The 18,340-nt window shown below is 37.8% G+C and carries 15 protein-coding genes; 8 read left to right on the forward strand and 7 right to left on the reverse strand.

The genetic code is table 11. The annotated features are described in order from the left end of the window. Positions 1 to 450: 450 nt before the first annotated feature. A complete protein-coding gene (locus tag ACP6PM_RS27645) occupies positions 451 to 1,032 on the reverse strand; it encodes a phycobiliprotein lyase (protein ID WP_426590103.1) in 582 nt (193 codons plus the stop codon). A 179-nt stretch (positions 1,033 to 1,211) separates the two neighbouring features. On the opposite strand from ACP6PM_RS27645, the gene ACP6PM_RS27650 reads away from it, so the two are divergent. The 4 genes from ACP6PM_RS27650 to ACP6PM_RS27665 all read left to right on the forward strand — a co-directional run bounded on the left by ACP6PM_RS27650 (position 1,212) and on the right by ACP6PM_RS27665 (position 3,676). Next, on the forward strand, positions 1,212 to 2,048 hold the full coding sequence (locus ACP6PM_RS27650) for a pentapeptide repeat-containing protein (protein WP_426590104.1): 837 nt from the start codon (positions 1,212 to 1,214) through the stop codon (positions 2,046 to 2,048). A gap of 903 nt (positions 2,049 to 2,951) precedes the next feature. Then, on the forward strand, positions 2,952 to 3,386 hold the full coding sequence (locus ACP6PM_RS27655; RefSeq protein WP_426590105.1) for a hypothetical protein: 435 nt from the start codon (positions 2,952 to 2,954) through the stop codon (positions 3,384 to 3,386). Positions 3,387 to 3,390: 4 nt separating this feature from the next. Further along, complete coding sequence (locus ACP6PM_RS27660) at positions 3,391 to 3,516, forward strand: hypothetical protein (RefSeq protein ID WP_426590106.1); 126 nt, start codon at positions 3,391 to 3,393, stop codon at positions 3,514 to 3,516. Next, entirely contained in the window at positions 3,503 to 3,676 is a 174-nt protein-coding gene (locus tag ACP6PM_RS27665) for a hypothetical protein (protein ID WP_426590107.1), read from the forward strand. The genes ACP6PM_RS27660 and ACP6PM_RS27665 overlap by 14 nt, the downstream gene beginning before the upstream one ends. Positions 3,677 to 3,680: 4 nt before the next feature. Here ACP6PM_RS27665 and ACP6PM_RS27670 read toward each other — a convergent pair whose 3' ends face one another. After that, on the reverse strand, positions 3,681 to 4,535 hold the full coding sequence (locus ACP6PM_RS27670; protein ID WP_426590108.1) for an HIT family protein: 855 nt from the start codon (positions 4,533 to 4,535) through the stop codon (positions 3,681 to 3,683). A gap of 745 nt (positions 4,536 to 5,280) precedes the next feature. Between ACP6PM_RS27670 and ACP6PM_RS27675 the strand changes: the two genes are divergently transcribed. From ACP6PM_RS27675 to obgE, 4 genes are all read left to right on the forward strand, one after another. Continuing rightward, the gene (locus ACP6PM_RS27675; RefSeq protein WP_426590109.1) at positions 5,281 to 6,210 is read left to right on the forward strand and encodes a bestrophin family protein; all 930 of its coding nucleotides are present in this window, start codon (positions 5,281 to 5,283) and stop codon (positions 6,208 to 6,210) included. A 312-nt stretch (positions 6,211 to 6,522) separates the two neighbouring features. Then, positions 6,523 to 7,245, forward strand: a complete 723-nt coding sequence (locus tag ACP6PM_RS27680; protein WP_426590110.1) for a Mo-dependent nitrogenase C-terminal domain-containing protein — start codon at positions 6,523 to 6,525, stop codon at positions 7,243 to 7,245. 127 nt (positions 7,246 to 7,372) lie between these two features. Beyond that, complete coding sequence (locus ACP6PM_RS27685; RefSeq protein ID WP_426590111.1) at positions 7,373 to 7,741, forward strand: four helix bundle protein; 369 nt, start codon at positions 7,373 to 7,375, stop codon at positions 7,739 to 7,741. A gap of 188 nt (positions 7,742 to 7,929) precedes the next feature. Beyond that, positions 7,930 to 8,967 (forward strand): GTPase ObgE, encoded by a 1,038-nt coding sequence (gene obgE / locus ACP6PM_RS27690; protein ID WP_426590112.1) that lies wholly within the window; start codon positions 7,930 to 7,932, stop codon positions 8,965 to 8,967. Positions 8,968 to 9,854: 887 nt separating this feature from the next. Here the strand turns inward: obgE and ACP6PM_RS27695 are convergent. From ACP6PM_RS27695 to hpsA, 5 genes are all read right to left on the reverse strand, one after another. Next, positions 9,855 to 10,445 (reverse strand): pilus assembly FimT family protein, encoded by a 591-nt coding sequence (locus tag ACP6PM_RS27695; RefSeq protein ID WP_426590113.1) that lies wholly within the window; start codon positions 10,443 to 10,445, stop codon positions 9,855 to 9,857. Positions 10,446 to 10,654: 209 nt separating this feature from the next. Next, positions 10,655 to 11,299 (reverse strand): pilus assembly FimT family protein, encoded by a 645-nt coding sequence (locus ACP6PM_RS27700; RefSeq protein WP_426590114.1) that lies wholly within the window; start codon positions 11,297 to 11,299, stop codon positions 10,655 to 10,657. A 66-nt stretch (positions 11,300 to 11,365) separates the two neighbouring features. Next, entirely contained in the window at positions 11,366 to 12,223 is an 858-nt protein-coding gene (gene hpsC, locus ACP6PM_RS27705; protein ID WP_426590115.1) for a hormogonium polysaccharide secretion pseudopilin HpsC, read from the reverse strand. A gap of 40 nt (positions 12,224 to 12,263) precedes the next feature. Then, entirely contained in the window at positions 12,264 to 12,944 is a 681-nt protein-coding gene (gene hpsB / locus ACP6PM_RS27710) for a hormogonium polysaccharide secretion pseudopilin HpsB (protein ID WP_426590116.1), read from the reverse strand. A gap of 22 nt (positions 12,945 to 12,966) precedes the next feature. Then, positions 12,967 to 17,889: a hormogonium polysaccharide biosynthesis protein HpsA gene (hpsA, locus tag ACP6PM_RS27715; RefSeq protein ID WP_426590117.1), complete on the reverse strand. Its 4,923-nt coding sequence runs from the start codon at positions 17,887 to 17,889 to the stop codon at positions 12,967 to 12,969. Positions 17,890 to 18,340 lie beyond the last annotated feature (451 nt).

Here is an 18,340-nt window from a genome sequence, read left to right on the forward strand (position 1 = left end):
TTCCTGATTTCCTGAAGTTGGGAAAAATTTAGTAGTCATAAAATTTGAGGAAGATTGATTAGAGAATTTAATTGGGGAGAATCTACTAGGTAGGGGTTTGGTCTCCAAAACAGATAAATGATTAATCCCAATTATCCTCAACAATACTGCCCAATGAAATTACGCAGTTTATGTATCTCAAGAGCTTCAATCAAATTCCTCCTAGCTATTTCTATAATTATTTTTATTCTTTCCTTCTTCCTTCTTGCTTCTTACCGAATTACTCTGCTTCCCCTTTCAAGGGGAAAAAAGCGGTTGAGGGATGGCAAAGAAACCTCGCCATATCCAATTGACCAAGAGAAGAAATAATATTTCCTTATATTCAATTCCCGTGCGGTTTTAACCAGAGGTAATTATCCATTATCCATTATTCATTATCCATTATCCATTAATGAACTCTTCCTTATTTCCTCAACTTACAACAGCATTTTTTTGAACCATTTCTTCTAATTGTTTGCGAGTTAAACAACGACGTTCCGAAGAATAAGCCATCAAATTAACACCATTCATCATCCGCACTGTACTAACTCGTACACGAAAATCATCTGTCAAAAACCAACAACGTTCCTGTCCTTGGTTTCTTTCATATTCTGTATCAATTGTCAAAACTCCATCAGTAGCAAAATGATATCTACCCACTACAGGAATACCTTCAACATAACCACGATTACGCAAAAATTTTCCAGTTCTACCCGTTTCAGTATCAGGAATATCAACTAAAATAGCAGCATAATTTGGATTAGGTTCATCATTATCTAAATTATCTTGCCAATTAAAACTTGCACCACCTGTTGCTAAAACTGGATTTACTTTTTGCTGTTCACAAACTTCGATAACTTTCGGGTCATCTTTTAGTAAAACTTTGACGATTAAATTAGATTTACCAGACTCATCTTGAGCAGAATCAAAATGATGAACAGTACGTTGAGAAAACCATGTTCCCTCACTTTTGATAAAAAAATCCATCATTGTCATTGGCGTAGTGAATTGCATCTTTATTTTCACCTCTAAAGTTTTATTAATATCCACCAGATTTTTAGTTAAGAAAAATCAACAAAAATCTAGTTGAGAGTCATAAAATTATAGGATAAATCAAATGGAGACTTTTGAATAGATAATTAACGAACCTTTATATGCAATCTAATGTAAATAGCAAGCTATCCTCAAACAAAATGCAGTTTCAATCAGCTACAGAAATTATTCAAGCTTATCAGCAAAACGAAAATCTTATTGGTAGTAATTTACAAGGTATAGATATTAGTGAAATTGAACTATATCAAATTAATCTGAGTCAAAGCAATTTACAACAAGCCAAGTTAAATAATACTATTCTGATCGGAGCAAATTTGAGTAAAGCAAATTTGAGTGGAGCAAATCTTAAAGGTGCTGATTTACGAGGAGCCAACCTTCAGGGTGCAAACTTGAGTGGAGCAGATTTAACTAATACTTATTTGAATAGAGCTGAACTACAAAATGTTAATTTTGCCAATGCTAACTTGGAAGGTGCTAAACTACAAGTAGCATACTATGATGGGCTTACTGTTTGGCCGGAAGGATTTGCTTACAAACAATCGGGAGCAGTTGGACCTAGAGCTAATTTAAGTGGAGCTTTCTTAAATACAGCTTACCTCAGAGGAGCTGACTTGCGCGGTGCTAATTTGCGGGGTTCTTATCTGAGTGGTACAGACTTGACAGGTGCTAATCTGCAAGGTGCAGCTTTGAGCGGGGCAAATATGAAGGGAGCTTTTTTGATAGGTGCTAATTTGCGTGATGCTCGACTTAATGCCGTAGAGTTAGATGGAGCAGATTTACGAGCTGCTGATTTAACAGGGGCAAGTTTAGATAATATTATTAGTATTGCTGGAGTAGATTTTACTTTAGTGCAGGGATTGAGTGATAATGCCAGAGCTATGTTATGTGGATATCCAGGCAAAGATTTGAGCACTTGGAATTCTTTTAGTCGGACTAATACTGAGAGTAGTTTGTTATCCTACTTGAATGATTTTTGAGTAAGTAGGAGTTTGCTCACCAAACCCTTGCAATTAATTCCCGTGACTTTCGGTTCAGTAGTAGACTGACACATATTCAATGCTGCGTTGCGACGAATTGCTGAATCCCTTTCATAGTATTAATTTAAGCCTTCTAACGCACCCTACTAGACTGACACAGCTAATTTTGTGCATTAGAAAATGGGGGGATGGGGTGATGGGGTGATGGGGAGATGGGGTGCGAGACGAAAAAAGCTAATCCACTATTTTAGGTGTGTCAGTCCACTACAATTTTGTGCAATAGGTGTAGGTTGGGTTGAGGTATCGAAACCCAACAAAGCCTTGTTATTGGGTTTGAGTAGCATAAATCAGAATTTCCCGGTATTATTTAATTCGTTCTACCCAACAGACTTCTATTTGTGTAGTGCTATATTAGGCGATCGCCTGGTTGACGAGTTTATCTAAAATCTAAAAACTGTAGCGCAATAGTTAAAATGAAGTGAGGCGATCGCCTGGTTGACGAGTTTATCTAAAATCTAAAAACTGTAGCGCAATAGTTAAAATGAAGTGAGGCGATCGCCTGGTTGACGAGTTTATCTAAAATCTAAAAACTGTAGCGCAATAGTTAAAATGAAGTGAGGCGATCGCCTGGTTGACGAGTTTATCTAAAATCTAAAAACTATAGCGCAATAGTTGAATTAATTATCAATTAATAGTGAGACAATACAATTTCTGGCGTTGCTGAATGAATGTATGATTTCACAGGAGTCAGGAGTCAGGAGTCAGGAGTCAGTAGCTAGAAAGCAGTTTTTCGGTAACTAAATAAGAATAAATAGGTATAATTTACACTATTGTTTTGGCTAAAAATTTACAATTAGTTGAATTTCATACCTCAAATCAGCAACGCCCAATTTCTCTGTAACAATGCACTTAATAATTCTTGCCCAGAATAGTCTTATTATTGCCTATAGTTCAGGAAAAATCTTAGAAAGACCAAGGATTCCTAACTACAGAAAAAAAGGGGGAATGGCTACAGTTAGTTACCCTTCTCGAGTATTAAAACTTAAAGGTAATCAAATTAGAGTGCCACTAGGTAATACTTGTAAGCGCTGGTTTGGTCTAGATTGCTTTTATATTCCTATGCCGAGTAATCTCAACTTTGCTTCTATTAAAGAACTGAGAATATTACCGAGAAATAGATGCTTTTATTGGGAATTTGTCTATGAAAAAGAAGAAGAAGTAGTTAAACCTCAATTAAATCAAGAAAATGTCTTAGGAATAGACCATGGTTTAAATAATTGGTTGACCTGTGTATCTAATGTCGGTACTAGCGCGGGTTATAGATGGGAAACAGATTAAATCAATGAATCGTTGGTACAACAAACAAGTATCAACTATTGAAGAAAATAAACCGACTGGATTTTGGTCAAATAGGCTAGCTGCCATTACAGAAAAACGTAACCGCCAAATCCGATTTGGGTATAAATAAAGCAGCCAGAATAGTAATTAATCATTGCTTAAAAAATTCTATTGGTACAATAGTGTTTGCCTGGAATCAAGGTCAGAAAAATCAAATAGAATTAGGGAAAAAAAGTAATTCAGAATTTGTACCAATTCCTATAATTATAGATTTCTACAGATTATCATAGGTTTCTAAGAACGGACAACAAATCTCATTCCCCCTTTAACTCCTAACCCATTCTTTTGATACCTAGGAATAACATGAATATTGCAGTGCATCATTTTTTGTCCTCCAGCGCGATTAACATTTATCCCTACATTAAATCCATCCGGATTATACTTTTCCTGTAAAATTTTCTGTACCTGATTTACCATTAACCAACATTCTAATTGTTCCTCTATAGGCAACTCAAAATAATTTGCTAAATGACGCTTTGGTATAATTAATGTATGCCCTTTTGTCACTGGATAGCCGTCAAGTATTGCATAAGCTTTTGCTGACTCTGTAATTAACTGTAGATTTTTACGGGGGTTACAAAATAGGCATTTGTTTTCCGAATTTTTTTGCTGATTATAATGAATATATTCATAAATTTCACACAATTCATCGGTGTGGATAGATTTGAAAGGTAAATTAACTAAACACTGATAAGTTGGTTTCTTGTGTATGTAATGTTCTCGAAAACCTTCTCGCTTCAAACCTCTTCTCACAGCATAATAAGCTTTTCCCCCTGACTTTAATAATTGGGAAACTTGCATCAAAACTTCGGTTTGTACTTCGTCAAATAAAACATTTAATACATAAAAACAAAGAATAGTATCAAAATTTCCCTGGGGATATTCAGGAAAATAATAAGGGTCGTAACCAGTAACATCAAAACCTTTTTGTCGTAGTAATTTCACATCGTTACCCAAACCACAACCAAAGTCGAGAATTTTACCTACTAGCAAATTTTTCTCTAGCATTAGTTGGGCTGGAAATGAGATAAATCTACGTTCTTTAGCAGTAAAGTGGGTATATTTGTTTAATTGTTTATTGGTAAACAATGATACTTTTGCGATGGAGTAATCTAGAATACAATAATTATATGATGATTTATATCATCTTTGGGTAATCAATTATAAATAAAATCTTATTGTAGGGGCAATTTATGAATTGCCTTTACTCTCCTCTGTGTTTCCTGTTCCCTATTATTGATGAGTATTCAAGCAAGCATGGTATTAGTTTTCAGAATCAATTAGGTTTTTGATAATTAGTCTATTGTCAATATTTAATTTATACATCAGTGCGCAAAAAGAAAAATCTACTTGCTGACTTATTTAACTTTTGCCTTTTGCAATTTTTTTAATATTGATGCTTTAAACTCTGAAAGATTTTCAAAATAAACATCCTAGAGCTAAATTTATATTTTGATTCTCTGGATAAGTAGTTAGGCAAAATTCAACAAAGGTGGAACTGGAGTAAATAAATTTTCCCGAACACTGACTGACTTGTGTAAAGTTTCAGGTTTAGATACCAAACTCCTACGGACTCCTCCTCAGAAATATTCCTAGAACTAAATTTATATTTTGATTCTCTAGATAAGTAGATAGGCAAAATTAAACATAGGCAGAATTGGAGTAAGTAAATGTTCCTAAACCCCGACTAACTTCTGTGCAGGTTTAGAGACCAAACCCCTATAGACTCCTCCTCTTCAAAATTCACTCTCTTGATCGCCTGGTACTTAACTTCTGTTTCAAAACCTCAAAATTTTTAACTTTACTAACTACAATTAATTTCAAGGTTGAGCTAATGAATTATCGACAAACAAGCTGGTTTTATCTGGTTTTTGACTTTAAAAGTTCAGTCATTCCTAATATTTTTATGAGAGTATTAGTGATTATGATATTTGCTCTGGGAGTTACTATCGCTCAGGATCATAATTTGCCAATGAGTCAGCCAATTTTAGGTAGTATTATCCCTGGAATTGTCTTGGGTTTATTGCTAGTGTTTAGAACAAATACAGCTTACGATCGATATTGGGAAGGTCGGAAATTAATCGGTTTGATTGCTAAAAATTGCTCCCTTATGGCAAAAAATATAATGGTTTTTGTGCCAGAGAATAATAGTGAAGATTACCGCAAAAAAATATCTCATATTAAACTTTTAAATGCCCTATTTATTGCAATTAAACTTCAACTTCGGCAGGAGCAAGTCAAAGAAGAAATTAGAAACTATATTTCTGAAATTCAGTATCTACAATTGGCTAGAGCTAAGAATATGCCTCTACAAATCATTAAATGGTTAGCAACATATTTTGAGGAACTTACAAAAAATAATTCAATCGATCAATTAACCTTAATAAATTGGAATAAACAGATTGAAGAAATTTATATTTATTTTGGTGGTTGTGAACGAATTGCCTCCACTCCTATACCTAAAGCTTATTCCATTCACTTAAAACATTTATTAATAATATATTGCTTTGCTATTCCTTTTCAATTTGTTGCTGAATTAAGTTGGTGGACAATTCCCGTCGCAGGTATTATTAGTTTTGCTCTTTTAGGAGTTGAAGCTATAGGTTTAGAAATAGAAAATCCTTTCGGTTACGATTATAATGACCTCCCCTTGGATAATATTGGAATCAAAATGACAGAAGATATTCAGGAAATCATTAACTCTGGTTCCTTTAATAACTCAGAATTATGGCAGGGGTTGGTTAGTTTGCAGCAAATTACTTAGTAGGGAATAGGGAATATAAAAAAAATCTAACTTTTGTTATATGATTTATTTGTCATAATGACTTTAATTTAAGTACAGTTTCAACCTTCGTAACTCTAGTTAATATGGATAACAATTTTAGACAAAATTCAGCGAAAATAATGTATCTATTAGTACATAAACTGGAATCAATAAACTTCAAATAAATTAGAAATTTTAGGATTTTAAGCTGTGGCTAGTGGGGTAAAATATAGTTAGTAGTTTCCCTGCTAATAATTTTTGCTCGGGTCTGGGAGCAAATCAGAAAACTTATATTTAATCAGAGGTTAAAACATGACTAATATTGTCAAATCTTCCCTAAACAAAGAACAAACTACTACTTGGTTACGAGGACTAATGACTGTTGCTTATGCAGATGGAGTACTTGATGTTACAGAAAAAGATTTATTTGACCACTTTAGTCATGAAGAGTTTGCTTCAACAATTGAAATCTCAGAACTACAACCTATCAGTCCAGATGATTTAGCCAAGGTATTTGGGGAAAATCCTAATATAGCAGAAAATTTTATGAGAACTGCTGTGATGGTAGCCTTGGCAGATGGAATTTATTCTGTTACTGAAGATGATATACTTCATCAATATTGTGATGCTCTAGGACTAAAAGTTAAAGCCTTAGATGCACTCAGAAAGAATCTAGAAAAAGCCAGGGAGCAAGCAGAAGAAGATAATTTAGAAAGTTGGATCGAAGAAACCGAACATACTGGGACTTTCATTATTCCCCACGACTCCGAACATCATCAAACTGTACTTGCTCCCATCAAAGACTGGTTGGATGGATGGGATATCCACGATCCAAAAGTGGCTCATATGGTATGTAAAATGATTCCTCCTCAATGTCCATTTGAGCGAGATATTATAATTTTTGGTAAGAAAGTAGCCCACATTCCAGCTATGTGCAAACTTAACCCACTCTACGATCAATTAGTTGGTATACGTTTTCGTGCTTTATCTTATTTGGCAGATGAATGTCAGGAGGATATTTCTAAATATTGTTAGTTTTTAGGGAATAGGGAATAGGGAATAGGGAATAGGGAAGAATTTTAGGGAATAGGGAATGGGGAATAGGGAAGAATTAGGGAATGGAGAGTTAAGGATGTAGTTAAAATTGAAAAGACAATTCAAAATGTCAGAAATTAATAGCTTTAAAGATTTAAAAATTTGGCAAAAAGGAATTAATATTGCTGAAAAATGTTATTTCCTAACTAAACTTTTTCCCAAAGATGAGTTATATGGAATAGTGCAACAAATTAGAAGAAGTGCTGTCTCTATTCCTGCAAATATTGCTGAAGGTTATGGAAGAAGATACACTGGAGAATATCTGAGATTTTTGAACGTTGCTCAAGGTTCAATTAATGAATTAGAAACACACCTGATTTTGTCTGCGCGAGTAGGATTATGTGAGGAAAAAGAAATAGAAACAATTATTTCTCTTCTCACAGAAGAAACTAAGATGATTATTACTCTGATTAAAAAACTTGAAAACTTACAATAATAATTTTCCCTATACCCTAATTCTTCCTTACTCCCTATACCCTATACCCTAATTCTTCCTTACTCCCTATACCCTATACCCTAATTCTTCCTTACTCCCTATACCCTAATTCTTCCTTACTCCCTATACCCTATACCCTAATTTTTCCTATTCCCTATTCCCTATTCCCTATTCCCTATTCCCTAATTATGCAATTCATTGACCAAGCAGAAATTCAAGTAGAAGGTGGTAAAGGTGGCGATGGCATGGTTGCCTTTCGTCGCGAAAAGTTTGTGCCTGCTGGAGGGCCTGCGGGTGGTAATGGTGGCCGTGGGGGTTCTGTGATTTTGGTGGCCGTTGCTCATCTGCAAACTTTGTTGGATTTTAAATTTCAGCGCGTCTTTAAGGCAGAAAATGGTAAACGGGGCGGTCCAAAAAATATGACTGGGGCGGCAGGAAGCGATCGCTTAATTGAGGTGCCTCCTGGTACGATGATTTATGATGGGGAAACTGAGGAGTTATTGGGAGATTTGGTTAAACCGGGGCAAACTTTTTGTGTTGCTCAAGGTGGTAAAGGTGGATTGGGAAATAAACATTTTCTCAGTAATAGTAATCGCGCTCCTGAATATGCTTTGCCTGGGTTGGAGGGTGAAGTGCGAATGTTGAGGTTGGAGTTGAAACTGTTAGCTGAAGTGGGAATTATTGGTTTGCCGAATGCGGGAAAGTCTACTTTAATTGCATCTCTTTCTGCTGCTCGTCCGAAAATTGCTGATTATCCTTTTACTACTTTGGTGCCAAATTTGGGAGTTGTGAGAAAACCTACGGGAGATGGTACTGTTTTTGCTGATATTCCTGGGTTAATAGAGGGTGCTTCTGCTGGTTTGGGTTTGGGGCATGAATTTTTGAGGCATATCGAACGGACTAAGTTATTGTTACATTTGGTTGATATTACAGATATTAATCCGGTGGAGAATTTTGAGACTATTCAAAATGAGTTAAAAGCTTATGGGAGAAATTTGGAAGATAAGCAACAAATTTTAGCTTTAAATAAAGTTGATGCGGTTGATGTGGAGAGTGCAGAAATACAGGAGTTGGTGAATAGGTTTAGGGAGATGAGTGGAGGAAAAGTTTTCCTTATTTCTGCTGTTGCGGGTATTCGTTTAGAGGAATTGATGCAGGAAATTTGGCAGGTGTTGGAAGATGACCTAACCCCCCTACCCCCCTTCCCTGCGAGGGAAGGGGGGTGAGTTTGCCCCTCTCCTTGTAGGAGAGGGGTTGGGGACGGGTATGTAGGTTCGGTAGAACGCTAGTGAAACCCAACCCATATACCCAAGTAATGTGATGTTCGGATAATAAGTGATAAAAAAATTTTTGTTTGTAGTAGGGCTTCAGCCCGAACCGTAGATAGGGCTGAAGCCCTACTACGAACTTTAATTATAATAACTATTTAACTCGACAGTACAAAGTTCTGCTAAAAAACGATTTGCTTTCAAGACTGAAAGTATTACTGGAAAAGCCTTACAGCACCTAAAGTTCGTTTAGGGAAAGTTTCTAAGCAATAGATCCCTGAAAGCCTTAGATAGCAATAGACATCTCCGAAAATTAAAAATTAAATCAATTCTCATCCAGAAATTATCTATTCTTTCTTCCTGTTCCCAGTTAAATGTTCCCTGTTCCCTCTTTTCCGGAGATGTCTAATAGTTATTCCCAGAACTTTGCACTGTCTAGTATTTAACCTACATTCCGCACTTCAAAATGTAATATTAAGTGCAAGTAGTCAGTAGTCAATAGTCAGTAGTCAGTAGGGAATAATTCTAGCTAATTATCTAGCTCCTAGAAGTATTTATGCTTAATATTTGACTGAGAATTTGACTTCAAAGAAAGGTCAATGAATAGGAGCTATACAGTATCAATACTTAGTAATCTCCCATTTTTTATATTATTTTTAATGCTACAACTTGACGTGCGGAATGTGGGATTTAAGCGAACATAATATAATATGATGTTTGGATAATAAGTGATAAAAAAGTTTTTGTTTGTAGTATTGCTTGAGCCTATAAAATATGTATATTCATGTATCTTCGGGCTAAAGCCCTACTACGAGCTTGAATTATAACTATTCAACCTATAAATTCTAATAGCAGTATTTTCCACCGTCGGGTTTTGCTTGATTTTTTGAAGTTCGCATTGCTCCTAAAAGAGTTGAGACAAATACACAACGTTTTGCACTTCCTCCACTGCGAAGGGATAAAGTTATACGTCTAAAACCATTAGGATGACCTTTGTAGTTGAATTTTATTCTCCAAATTTTAGTTGAGGAGTCTTGACTGAGGGTTGTTTCATCATCTATTTTTACCGATGACTCTAGGTTTTGCCAGTTTGCTTTTTGAGCGTCAACAGTTTCTGGGTGTACTGCCCATTGAGCTATTTTATCCTTTTCTTGAAAACTTGCTTGCCAGGTAATTTTATCACGCATAGCATTACTGCGTGCAGTTTTCATTGCTTGATATATCCTGTCGTTGGAGGTGCGGAGGCGTTGGTTGTTGATGAAACCTAACCATCCGGGGGCGGCGATCGCTGCCAGAATACCAATGATGAGAACAACAAATGTTAATTCTGTCAGACTATATCCTGCTTCTTGTTGTTTCAGTAATTTTTCTGAGGGATTTTTTGTAAGATTTTTAATAATAGTTGATTTTACTGAATTATAAATTTTAGCCTTCATTTTCACCCCGATATTCTGTTATTTAATATTTTTACCTCTGTTTACTATTTTAGTAATTAATATTTTAATGTCAAACAGGATGATGTTTTTGAAGATGAAAAAATTGCCCTGTCGTTAATCTGGAATAGGTAGGTTTGACAGGGCAGTTATTTTGTGGTAAGTATAGGCTTAAATCAAACTATAGGCTTACTTCCTAATTGTGGAGTTATCTACCAACTATCAGGTGTTGGGCAATCATCGCCTTGAGCAATTCTCATACCGCCAAGAATTGTTTCAACTATGACACACCTTGTTGCACCTTTGCCGTCTGCTATAGCTGTTGTTATTGCAAGGGGAAGATCATCACTTTCGATAACACCTAAATTGTTAAAGGTTACGCTTGTAATCGAACTAGCAGTGTCAAAACCAGTGCAATTACCATTGGCATCTGTAGTGCATTCGCCTATTTGTAATCCTACCATTCCTGATTTAATTTCCCCATTTGCTCCTAAAGATTGCCAGAGGGGGTCATTATCAAGAGGACTGGTAGCATCACCTGTACGAAGGTGGAACCGTGGAGGGTCATTAGTAGTGTTAGTATCATATCTAAATTCTACAATTCGACTTACCTTCTTCAACTTAGCATCACTTTGTGCGGACCTCAACGCTCGAAATACCCCATCGTTAACTGTGCGAGTGCGCTGCCTGGTGATAAAAGCATCCCAACCAGGAGCAGCGATCGCGCTCAATATTCCTATTATCAGCACTACTATAGCTAGTTCTACAAGAGAAAAACCTGCATTGGAGTTAGGAGGGTAAGTAGATACCTTTGGAGAAAGTCGGAGTAACAGTTTTAATAAAGTTGGAGATTTCATTTTAATATCTTAATTTCTATACATAGTTTTGTGATGGTTTAGGTAGTAAAATTTGCGGTTATTTTACTATTGTAAGGCACTACGCGCTCCTACCTGGGCGGTTGCTTCGGGGCAGTAGGTAGGAGAATTATCACAATCAGTATTTGTTTGAATACGACGTAGACCGTTACCTTGAATTCTAATGTTAGCTAGTCTATTATCCTCCACCGAATTTAGCTCAAACTCTTCTATATAATTAACTAGCACTGTTACTGGATCAAAATCTCCAGCACCTTTGACAAGATTTGCTGGTGTTTCTCTATTGCCAATATTGGCTGTATTGTAACCATTATCAGGTTCTTCCCCGTTAATGTAGTTACCCAAACTATCAGTAGGGTTGTCACTAATTTCTACTCTAGCTATCCTAGACGGGCAAGGTGTCTCGTCACACCAAACAGAGTTAGTGCTTGTTTCATCTATTTTGTAATAGGCAACTAACGAATATACAAATGTATCATCTAGGCAATCATTTGTAGCACTAACAGTACAGCCATCGACATCTAAAACGTTTTCTTCATATTTACGCTTCCAAAAGACAAGGATTGGATCTTGACCAGTATTTAGAGGTATGGGTCTAACATCATTTCCCAACGCTTTTATATCACCTACATCTGTGCTGCTGTAAATATAAAACGCCTGACTCATATCCTGAGCAATATAGTCAACTGCTGCTTGTAATTCCTGTTCACTGTTAGTCTTTGCCTGTTCCCTAACATCTCGGTTGAGGATATCGACAACAAAAGTTAATATTGGTACGATGATTATCGTTGCCACAATTGTTGCTACTAGCAGTTCGATCATTGTAAAGCCACTGGTAGTTTTAGACGAAGGCGATCGCCTTTTTGGGTATCGTTTTTTTAGAAGAGAGTTGAGTAAAGTTTTCATCTTTTTTATGTGTTGACTTTTCATCTAGTAATTTATGCTACTATTCTAGTCGTTTGCGATAGTTTTGAAATGAGTTCTCTGTTGGGGCAATCTGTGTTCTAGTTTCAAACAGAGGTCTTTCTGCATCACCATTTCTAGTTGCTAATCCAGCATTGTTGACTGTAAATGGTACACCTTCATTAGATAGTGTCACAGAGCTTGCAAAAGCTGCTGCCCTAAACACCCTCACTTGTAAATCATAACCTGCACTTATATCATCATCGTCATTTAGTGTGTCAGGATCAATTGCTCCATGAACCATCATATCTGTTAGACTGCCAGGAGTACATTTACCATCACCATCATTATCTACACAATAAAATTCACCTTGAGCAATATTTATTAGTGCAGTTGGGCAATATTGTAGATTATTGTTTGCATCAGTTTGTGAACATTCAGTCAAAGTGCTGGCATCAATTACAGCATCATCAACAAACCCTCCTGGTGCAGCTAGTCCACCGTTTGTTTCTCCTAGTCGGACTGCATCAATATAACTCCCCGCCGCTTTTGATGCCAATTCCACCCGTCGCGCCTGCACCCGCGTACCCACTGAAAAGGCAATAATAGGAGCAATAGCAGCCATGAGGGCAGATACCATGATCATTGCTACTAAACTCTCAATAATGGTGTAGCCTGCCTCCAAAGGTTGAGGTTTGTTTAGTTTTGTTTTGAATTTAATCATAAGTTATTCTCCTTGTTAGGTTTTAGTCGTCATAATTAGAACAGTCAACACCGGAACGGCTAGTTATGTCAGTACCGCCAAGGTCTTCAGCACACAATAAAGCTGTAATCCAGGGGTCATCGCGACCTACTTCTCGATAATATTCGTCAGGTCTATTACCTGAAGAAGGATTTGAGAATTTCTGAGCAAACAAGTCAGGAGATTGAGAAAGCAAGCCAACATCAAAACCCCATTGACGATTTGGCGGTGCTTGGAAACCTAAGATACCAGCAGCAGCACCACTGTAATAATATTGTCGGTATCCAAATAGATCGGAGGTATCATTAGCGTTTATATCTGCACGCTTTAACTGCTGTTGTCCGGCAGTAGAATATTTACTACGCCCTAACTGGATGAAGGCTCCTGATATATTGACTGTCTGTTCATCTGGACTTTTCCAGTTTTCTTGGAAACGGACAAAGTTTTGCAGACCACCATTACCTTGACCAGGACGGGAGGGAGTATCTGCTGCTGCTGAAACTAGGTTAAATGTGGTGTTGGTTGCCCGCGCCATCCAAGCACTATTGTTGGTAGCATTGCCGTTCAGGTTGACTTGACCAGGATTTTGAGCGTCAGGTTCATGTATTTGCAATACTGGTACTAGACCGGGGTGTTCTTGAAAGTCTGTATCGTTGTAGGCTAAGTAAAACAAAGGATTAGCAGTGTAAGTTGCGTTACCTATCTCAGATGGATCGCTAATGTCACTGGTAGTTCTGAACAACAAAACATTGTCTTGGAGACGAGGTAGATTGTTAGGGTAAGTATATGGAGGGTCAGTGTATGGATAAGTTTGAATATTATCCTCATCAAAAACACCAATCGGAACTGGTCTGCCAGAGCCATCCCGTATTAATTCACGACCCTGATTCCTTAAAAAAGCTATTCTTCGGGGAAAGCGTTGTACTAAATCAGGAGCTGAAGCAGTAGTACCAGATGCTAAATTGTCTACAACACTAGGAATATTTTGTCTTGTTTCACCAGGATCGACATCATCAAAACTTACTTCATCAGCAGGAATTGCGCTATAAATATCTGCAATAGTTCTTTCTGTGGTTGTGTCGTCAATAATGTTGTCTCCACCTGGAAGTGTTGTTATACCTGGTATCACCCAATCATCAGGTTCACAAGCATAAACAGGTAACTTAAAACATACCTCCATCACATATTCTGGGAATTGATTAACACGCCGTTGTACTGGAGTCACAAAATTAGTGAAGTAGGAGCTATAAACAGGATCATTTTGGTGACGTCTGTAATCATTATCAGTGTGATCGACAGAGACGCCATCGACCTCAAAATCTGCCCCACTGCTCAAGCCATTAGTAGCATAGTTATTAGCAAAGAAGCCATTCTGTAGACGTGAAGTTTTTTCAGTACCAGTTGCTATCAAGGCTGGATTACCTGCACCATTATATCTCAAGTTACCTGCATTATTTCTCAAGTCGAAATCTCCCTCATTACGGAAACCAGGACGCCATTGATCGGAAAGCAAGCTCAGACCATCTGCCAGAATATTAACTGGTCGCCATTGATCTCCATCGGTACACTCCGTCAGCTTGGGGTCGAGAGCACGACAAGCAAAGTTAGGATCAAAGTTAGTAGGATCTTTACCCACCCCGCGATCATAAAATCGTCCCCAGTCAATGTTGCCATCTTGATCTACTAAATCTTCTGTAAATTCTTCAATCTTATCATCAGAGCCGTTTTGATGCAGATTAAAATTTCCCTGAATATAAACTGGCAAGTTGGAAACTAAAGTCAATCCTTTTTCTTTGATTACCTCTTCAGTAGTCATAGTACCAGGTGCTGGTCTATCTAATCTTTGACCATTAATCAACATAATGGCATTTGGACGACGAGTAGGGTCTAGTTTGTAGTCATAGGGACTATCTCCTAGGTCATCGTTGCTGGTGCTATTAGGGTCGCTGCGATCAGGCAGGGCATCATCACGACTAGCATAAATAATACCGCTTAGAGGTAGTAGGTACTCCTTGCCATTTCTTCTCGGACCAACTGAAGTAGAAGGTGTAAATTCTGCTTGTCGCAATCGATCTAAATCTAACTGAGTAGCTCTAATCTCCAAAGGTTGACGCTCTTCCAGAGATAAGTTGTTGTTTGTAGTCAATTCAGCAGTTTGTTTATCTGTATCTGACAGATCTGTATCTAAGTCAAAAATAGTAAAAGTTTCATCAATATCTTCTGTGGTATCATTGTCTGGATCGCTAGCCTGAATTTGTCTGGCATCCAAAAAGGATACTTCCTTAATTGCACCATCATCAATATAGCTTGGAGCAGTTCCCAGAGTTACCTCAGCGTTGCCAAGGATACCCAGGGAACACATAGTAGTATCAACTGCTGCCTGTTCTGACAGACTCCGGTCAGCATCGCTTTTTTGTAAAGCATCCCTGAGTTTTTCATTAACAAACCGACCGTTAGGAAAGACCATATTTGCTTGATTTGCTAGAAGACCTAACAAACCAGTACCTGAAAACTGTTCGGTTGTATTGTTATAGTTTGCAGCATCTGGTCTTGCCGCCGGAGGACCATATACGATACCATTGTTTGAGTTACCATCATTATTTCCATCACCAGTTCTGTACAAAAATGGTTGGTTACTTGTGTATATTGGAAATTCCGTGCCACTTACATCTGCGAGATCTATCGGAGCACTTAAATTTCTGGCAGTGCTACTTGTAGAAGGATCGTAATAACTACTAATACAGGCTATAGGATCTTGACTAGAGTCGTCACTGTTAATAAAGTCTTGTGCATAATGATAAACTGCAGTTGCCCGCATTCTTAAGTCACCTTTGGCATACTTTTCCGTATCAGGATCAATGCTGTCAGTAGCTGTCACAGTTTTGTCCACATCTGCATATACTTCAGGAGGCCATACACCAGCTTCATTATCATATACTCGGGAATTTGGGTCAGGCGACATTGGCATAGTATCTGGCCAAACTACAGGAAAGCCATCTGGATTTTCTGGTGGTGGAGGTAAGAAAGATTTTGTCCGCTCATAAACCCCCGCCCCAGTAATAACTCGCAAACCACCAATACCATCCAGAGCTGCTTCCGGTGCAGTTGCAGCAGCATCTTCCCAGAAACCATCGCGGTCTGTGGAACCAACATCAGCAATAGTAGCTACCCGAGGCTGACGAGTACGTTGACCTCCATCTGCCCATGTTCCACCAGCAACGTCCTCTGGGTCCGCATTTTGCGGTAGGTTGTTCCCCACCAATACGCGATCGCCCACAAAGTTTTGTACACGATCTTCTAGTTCACTAGGATCGCTAGCTTCTAGTTCATTTGGATTAAGGTTAAGAGCAATATCTGTAATTTCCATCCAGCTAGTTGTGGAAGGTTTCAGATCGTCGCCAGTTCCTGTTATTAAAGTACCAGTTAAATCTTCTTCTTCTCCTTCATTCACCTCAATAAAAGGCACTTTTCTTACCCATTTTTTAAAATAAGTTGCTAAAGCATTTCTTCTTGTTTGTTCTGGGTTAGTAGAATTTTCTACTTTTGTTTGTACTTCTGTGGGATCGGATGTAGAGTTGTTATCCATTTGAGCATCTACTAACGAGTTGATACGCCTTTGAGTAGCTTGACTATTGTATGCTGCTAGTCGTGCTTCATCACTTACTGATTCGTGAGTATCATCTATTTGAACATCATCTCCATTCTTGTCTCTTACTACTTTAATTTCTTGGTTTTCAATAGTCTGCAAGTGAACCTTAACATCAGTAGCTTCACCATCCCGTTCCACTAATCCATTGACAACGTTACCACCTACAACAATCTTACTATTTTCCTCATCTTCAATAAAGCAAGATTTTGGGCTACTCACGAGGTACAAATCTATATTATTATTCGCCGTTGATGAAATTATGAGATTGCTATTAGCCTGAATACGACCGTTGAGGCGAAAATCAGGACCAGGAGCAATTTCTAAGTCATCTTCATATACAACGGCATTATTAGTTAGTGGCACTCTACTCCAATCTTGCTGATATTCTAACGCTGAGTAAGCTACAGTTCCTTTAAAAGTTTCAAAGTCCTGAACATCATAATTCCCTGTAACCACTGATAAATCAGTTATAGGAACAGTCGTCGTATAAGTAAAGAAACTTTTCTTGAGCTGGGCACCAGACTTATACCAACCAGAATCACCCACTAAGATAGAGCTAGTACCAGCGATCGCCTGACACTGTGGACTACTTCCTGCTGCGCCTGATTCCATAGGTGGTGTTCTCGCATCTAGTGGAGTTCTCGCCCATGCAAAGCTACCATCATTAGTGCGTTCGGGAGTACGGAAAAAGATAGCATAGATAGTAAAGCTATCGTAACTACCATTGTTATCAGTATCTACAGGAAACCTCCAAACTGTCCTAACTATTTCATTGTCCTCTATAGTCGATATATCGCCATCTTCTCCTCCTTCTTCTATAGAATTTCCTTGGACTTTGTAAGCAACCTGTAGCCTTTGCTCATCACCAAAAGTATATTTGTCTCCCCCTACAGTTGTTGTGAGTTCCAAATACAAAGCATCATCTGTAGGAGTATCAGTAGTCGGTGGGTTAGTAACCAACAATTCTTCTAATTTGGCCTTCGCCCGATCCAGCGCTGGAGTTGCAGCACTAAGCACCGCCTGATTAACCCTCACATTTCTAGCATCCTGAACACGGTTAAAAGACCGTAAGCTAATAGCTATAGTCAGTAAAAGTACGACTAACATCACCATTGTCACAGTTGGCAGCACAAAACCCGCTCCAGACATACCGGGGCGACTTTTATAGCTCATCAACCTTGGCAATATTCTCCTAAGTAATCTCTCAGTGATGAGTTTAATTTTTATATTCATTTGTCTTAAAATATAAGTTATTCTACTAAAATTACCCTTGATCATAAATGCTTCCCTGAGTTGAGACTGAAAGTCTTGGTATTTTTGCCAGAGTATTATAAGCAGGACTTACGCATGAGGTAGGAAAAATTAGGATTTGAGATTGCTTCCCTGTCGGTCGCAATGACCAAAATACTTTGTACTGCCTAAGTCCTAATAAGTTTAATAACTATAATTCCCTAATCTTGGGTTTGGAATAACAGGGACATTTAATTTGTTTTGGAGACCTCATTTAGCGCTATGCGCAAGTCAGAAGTCACCTATAACTTTGTTTTTCCTACAGAAATACTTTGCCAACAGCATTTAGCAATGTCCTAACCTTTGCTTATTATTATATAAGCAGGACTTAGGTGGGCCAACTCCTAGTTTTAATCCTTGTGTTTGAGACCTTCTACAGTACTTATTTTAGCAAAGTATTGATATAGCACCTCTGCGGAAAAGAGGGAGTAGGGAGTAG

This window comes from Dapis brunnea BLCC-M229, from assembly GCF_050015995.1.
Classification (GTDB): domain Bacteria; phylum Cyanobacteriota; class Cyanobacteriia; order Cyanobacteriales; family Microcoleaceae; genus Trichodesmium.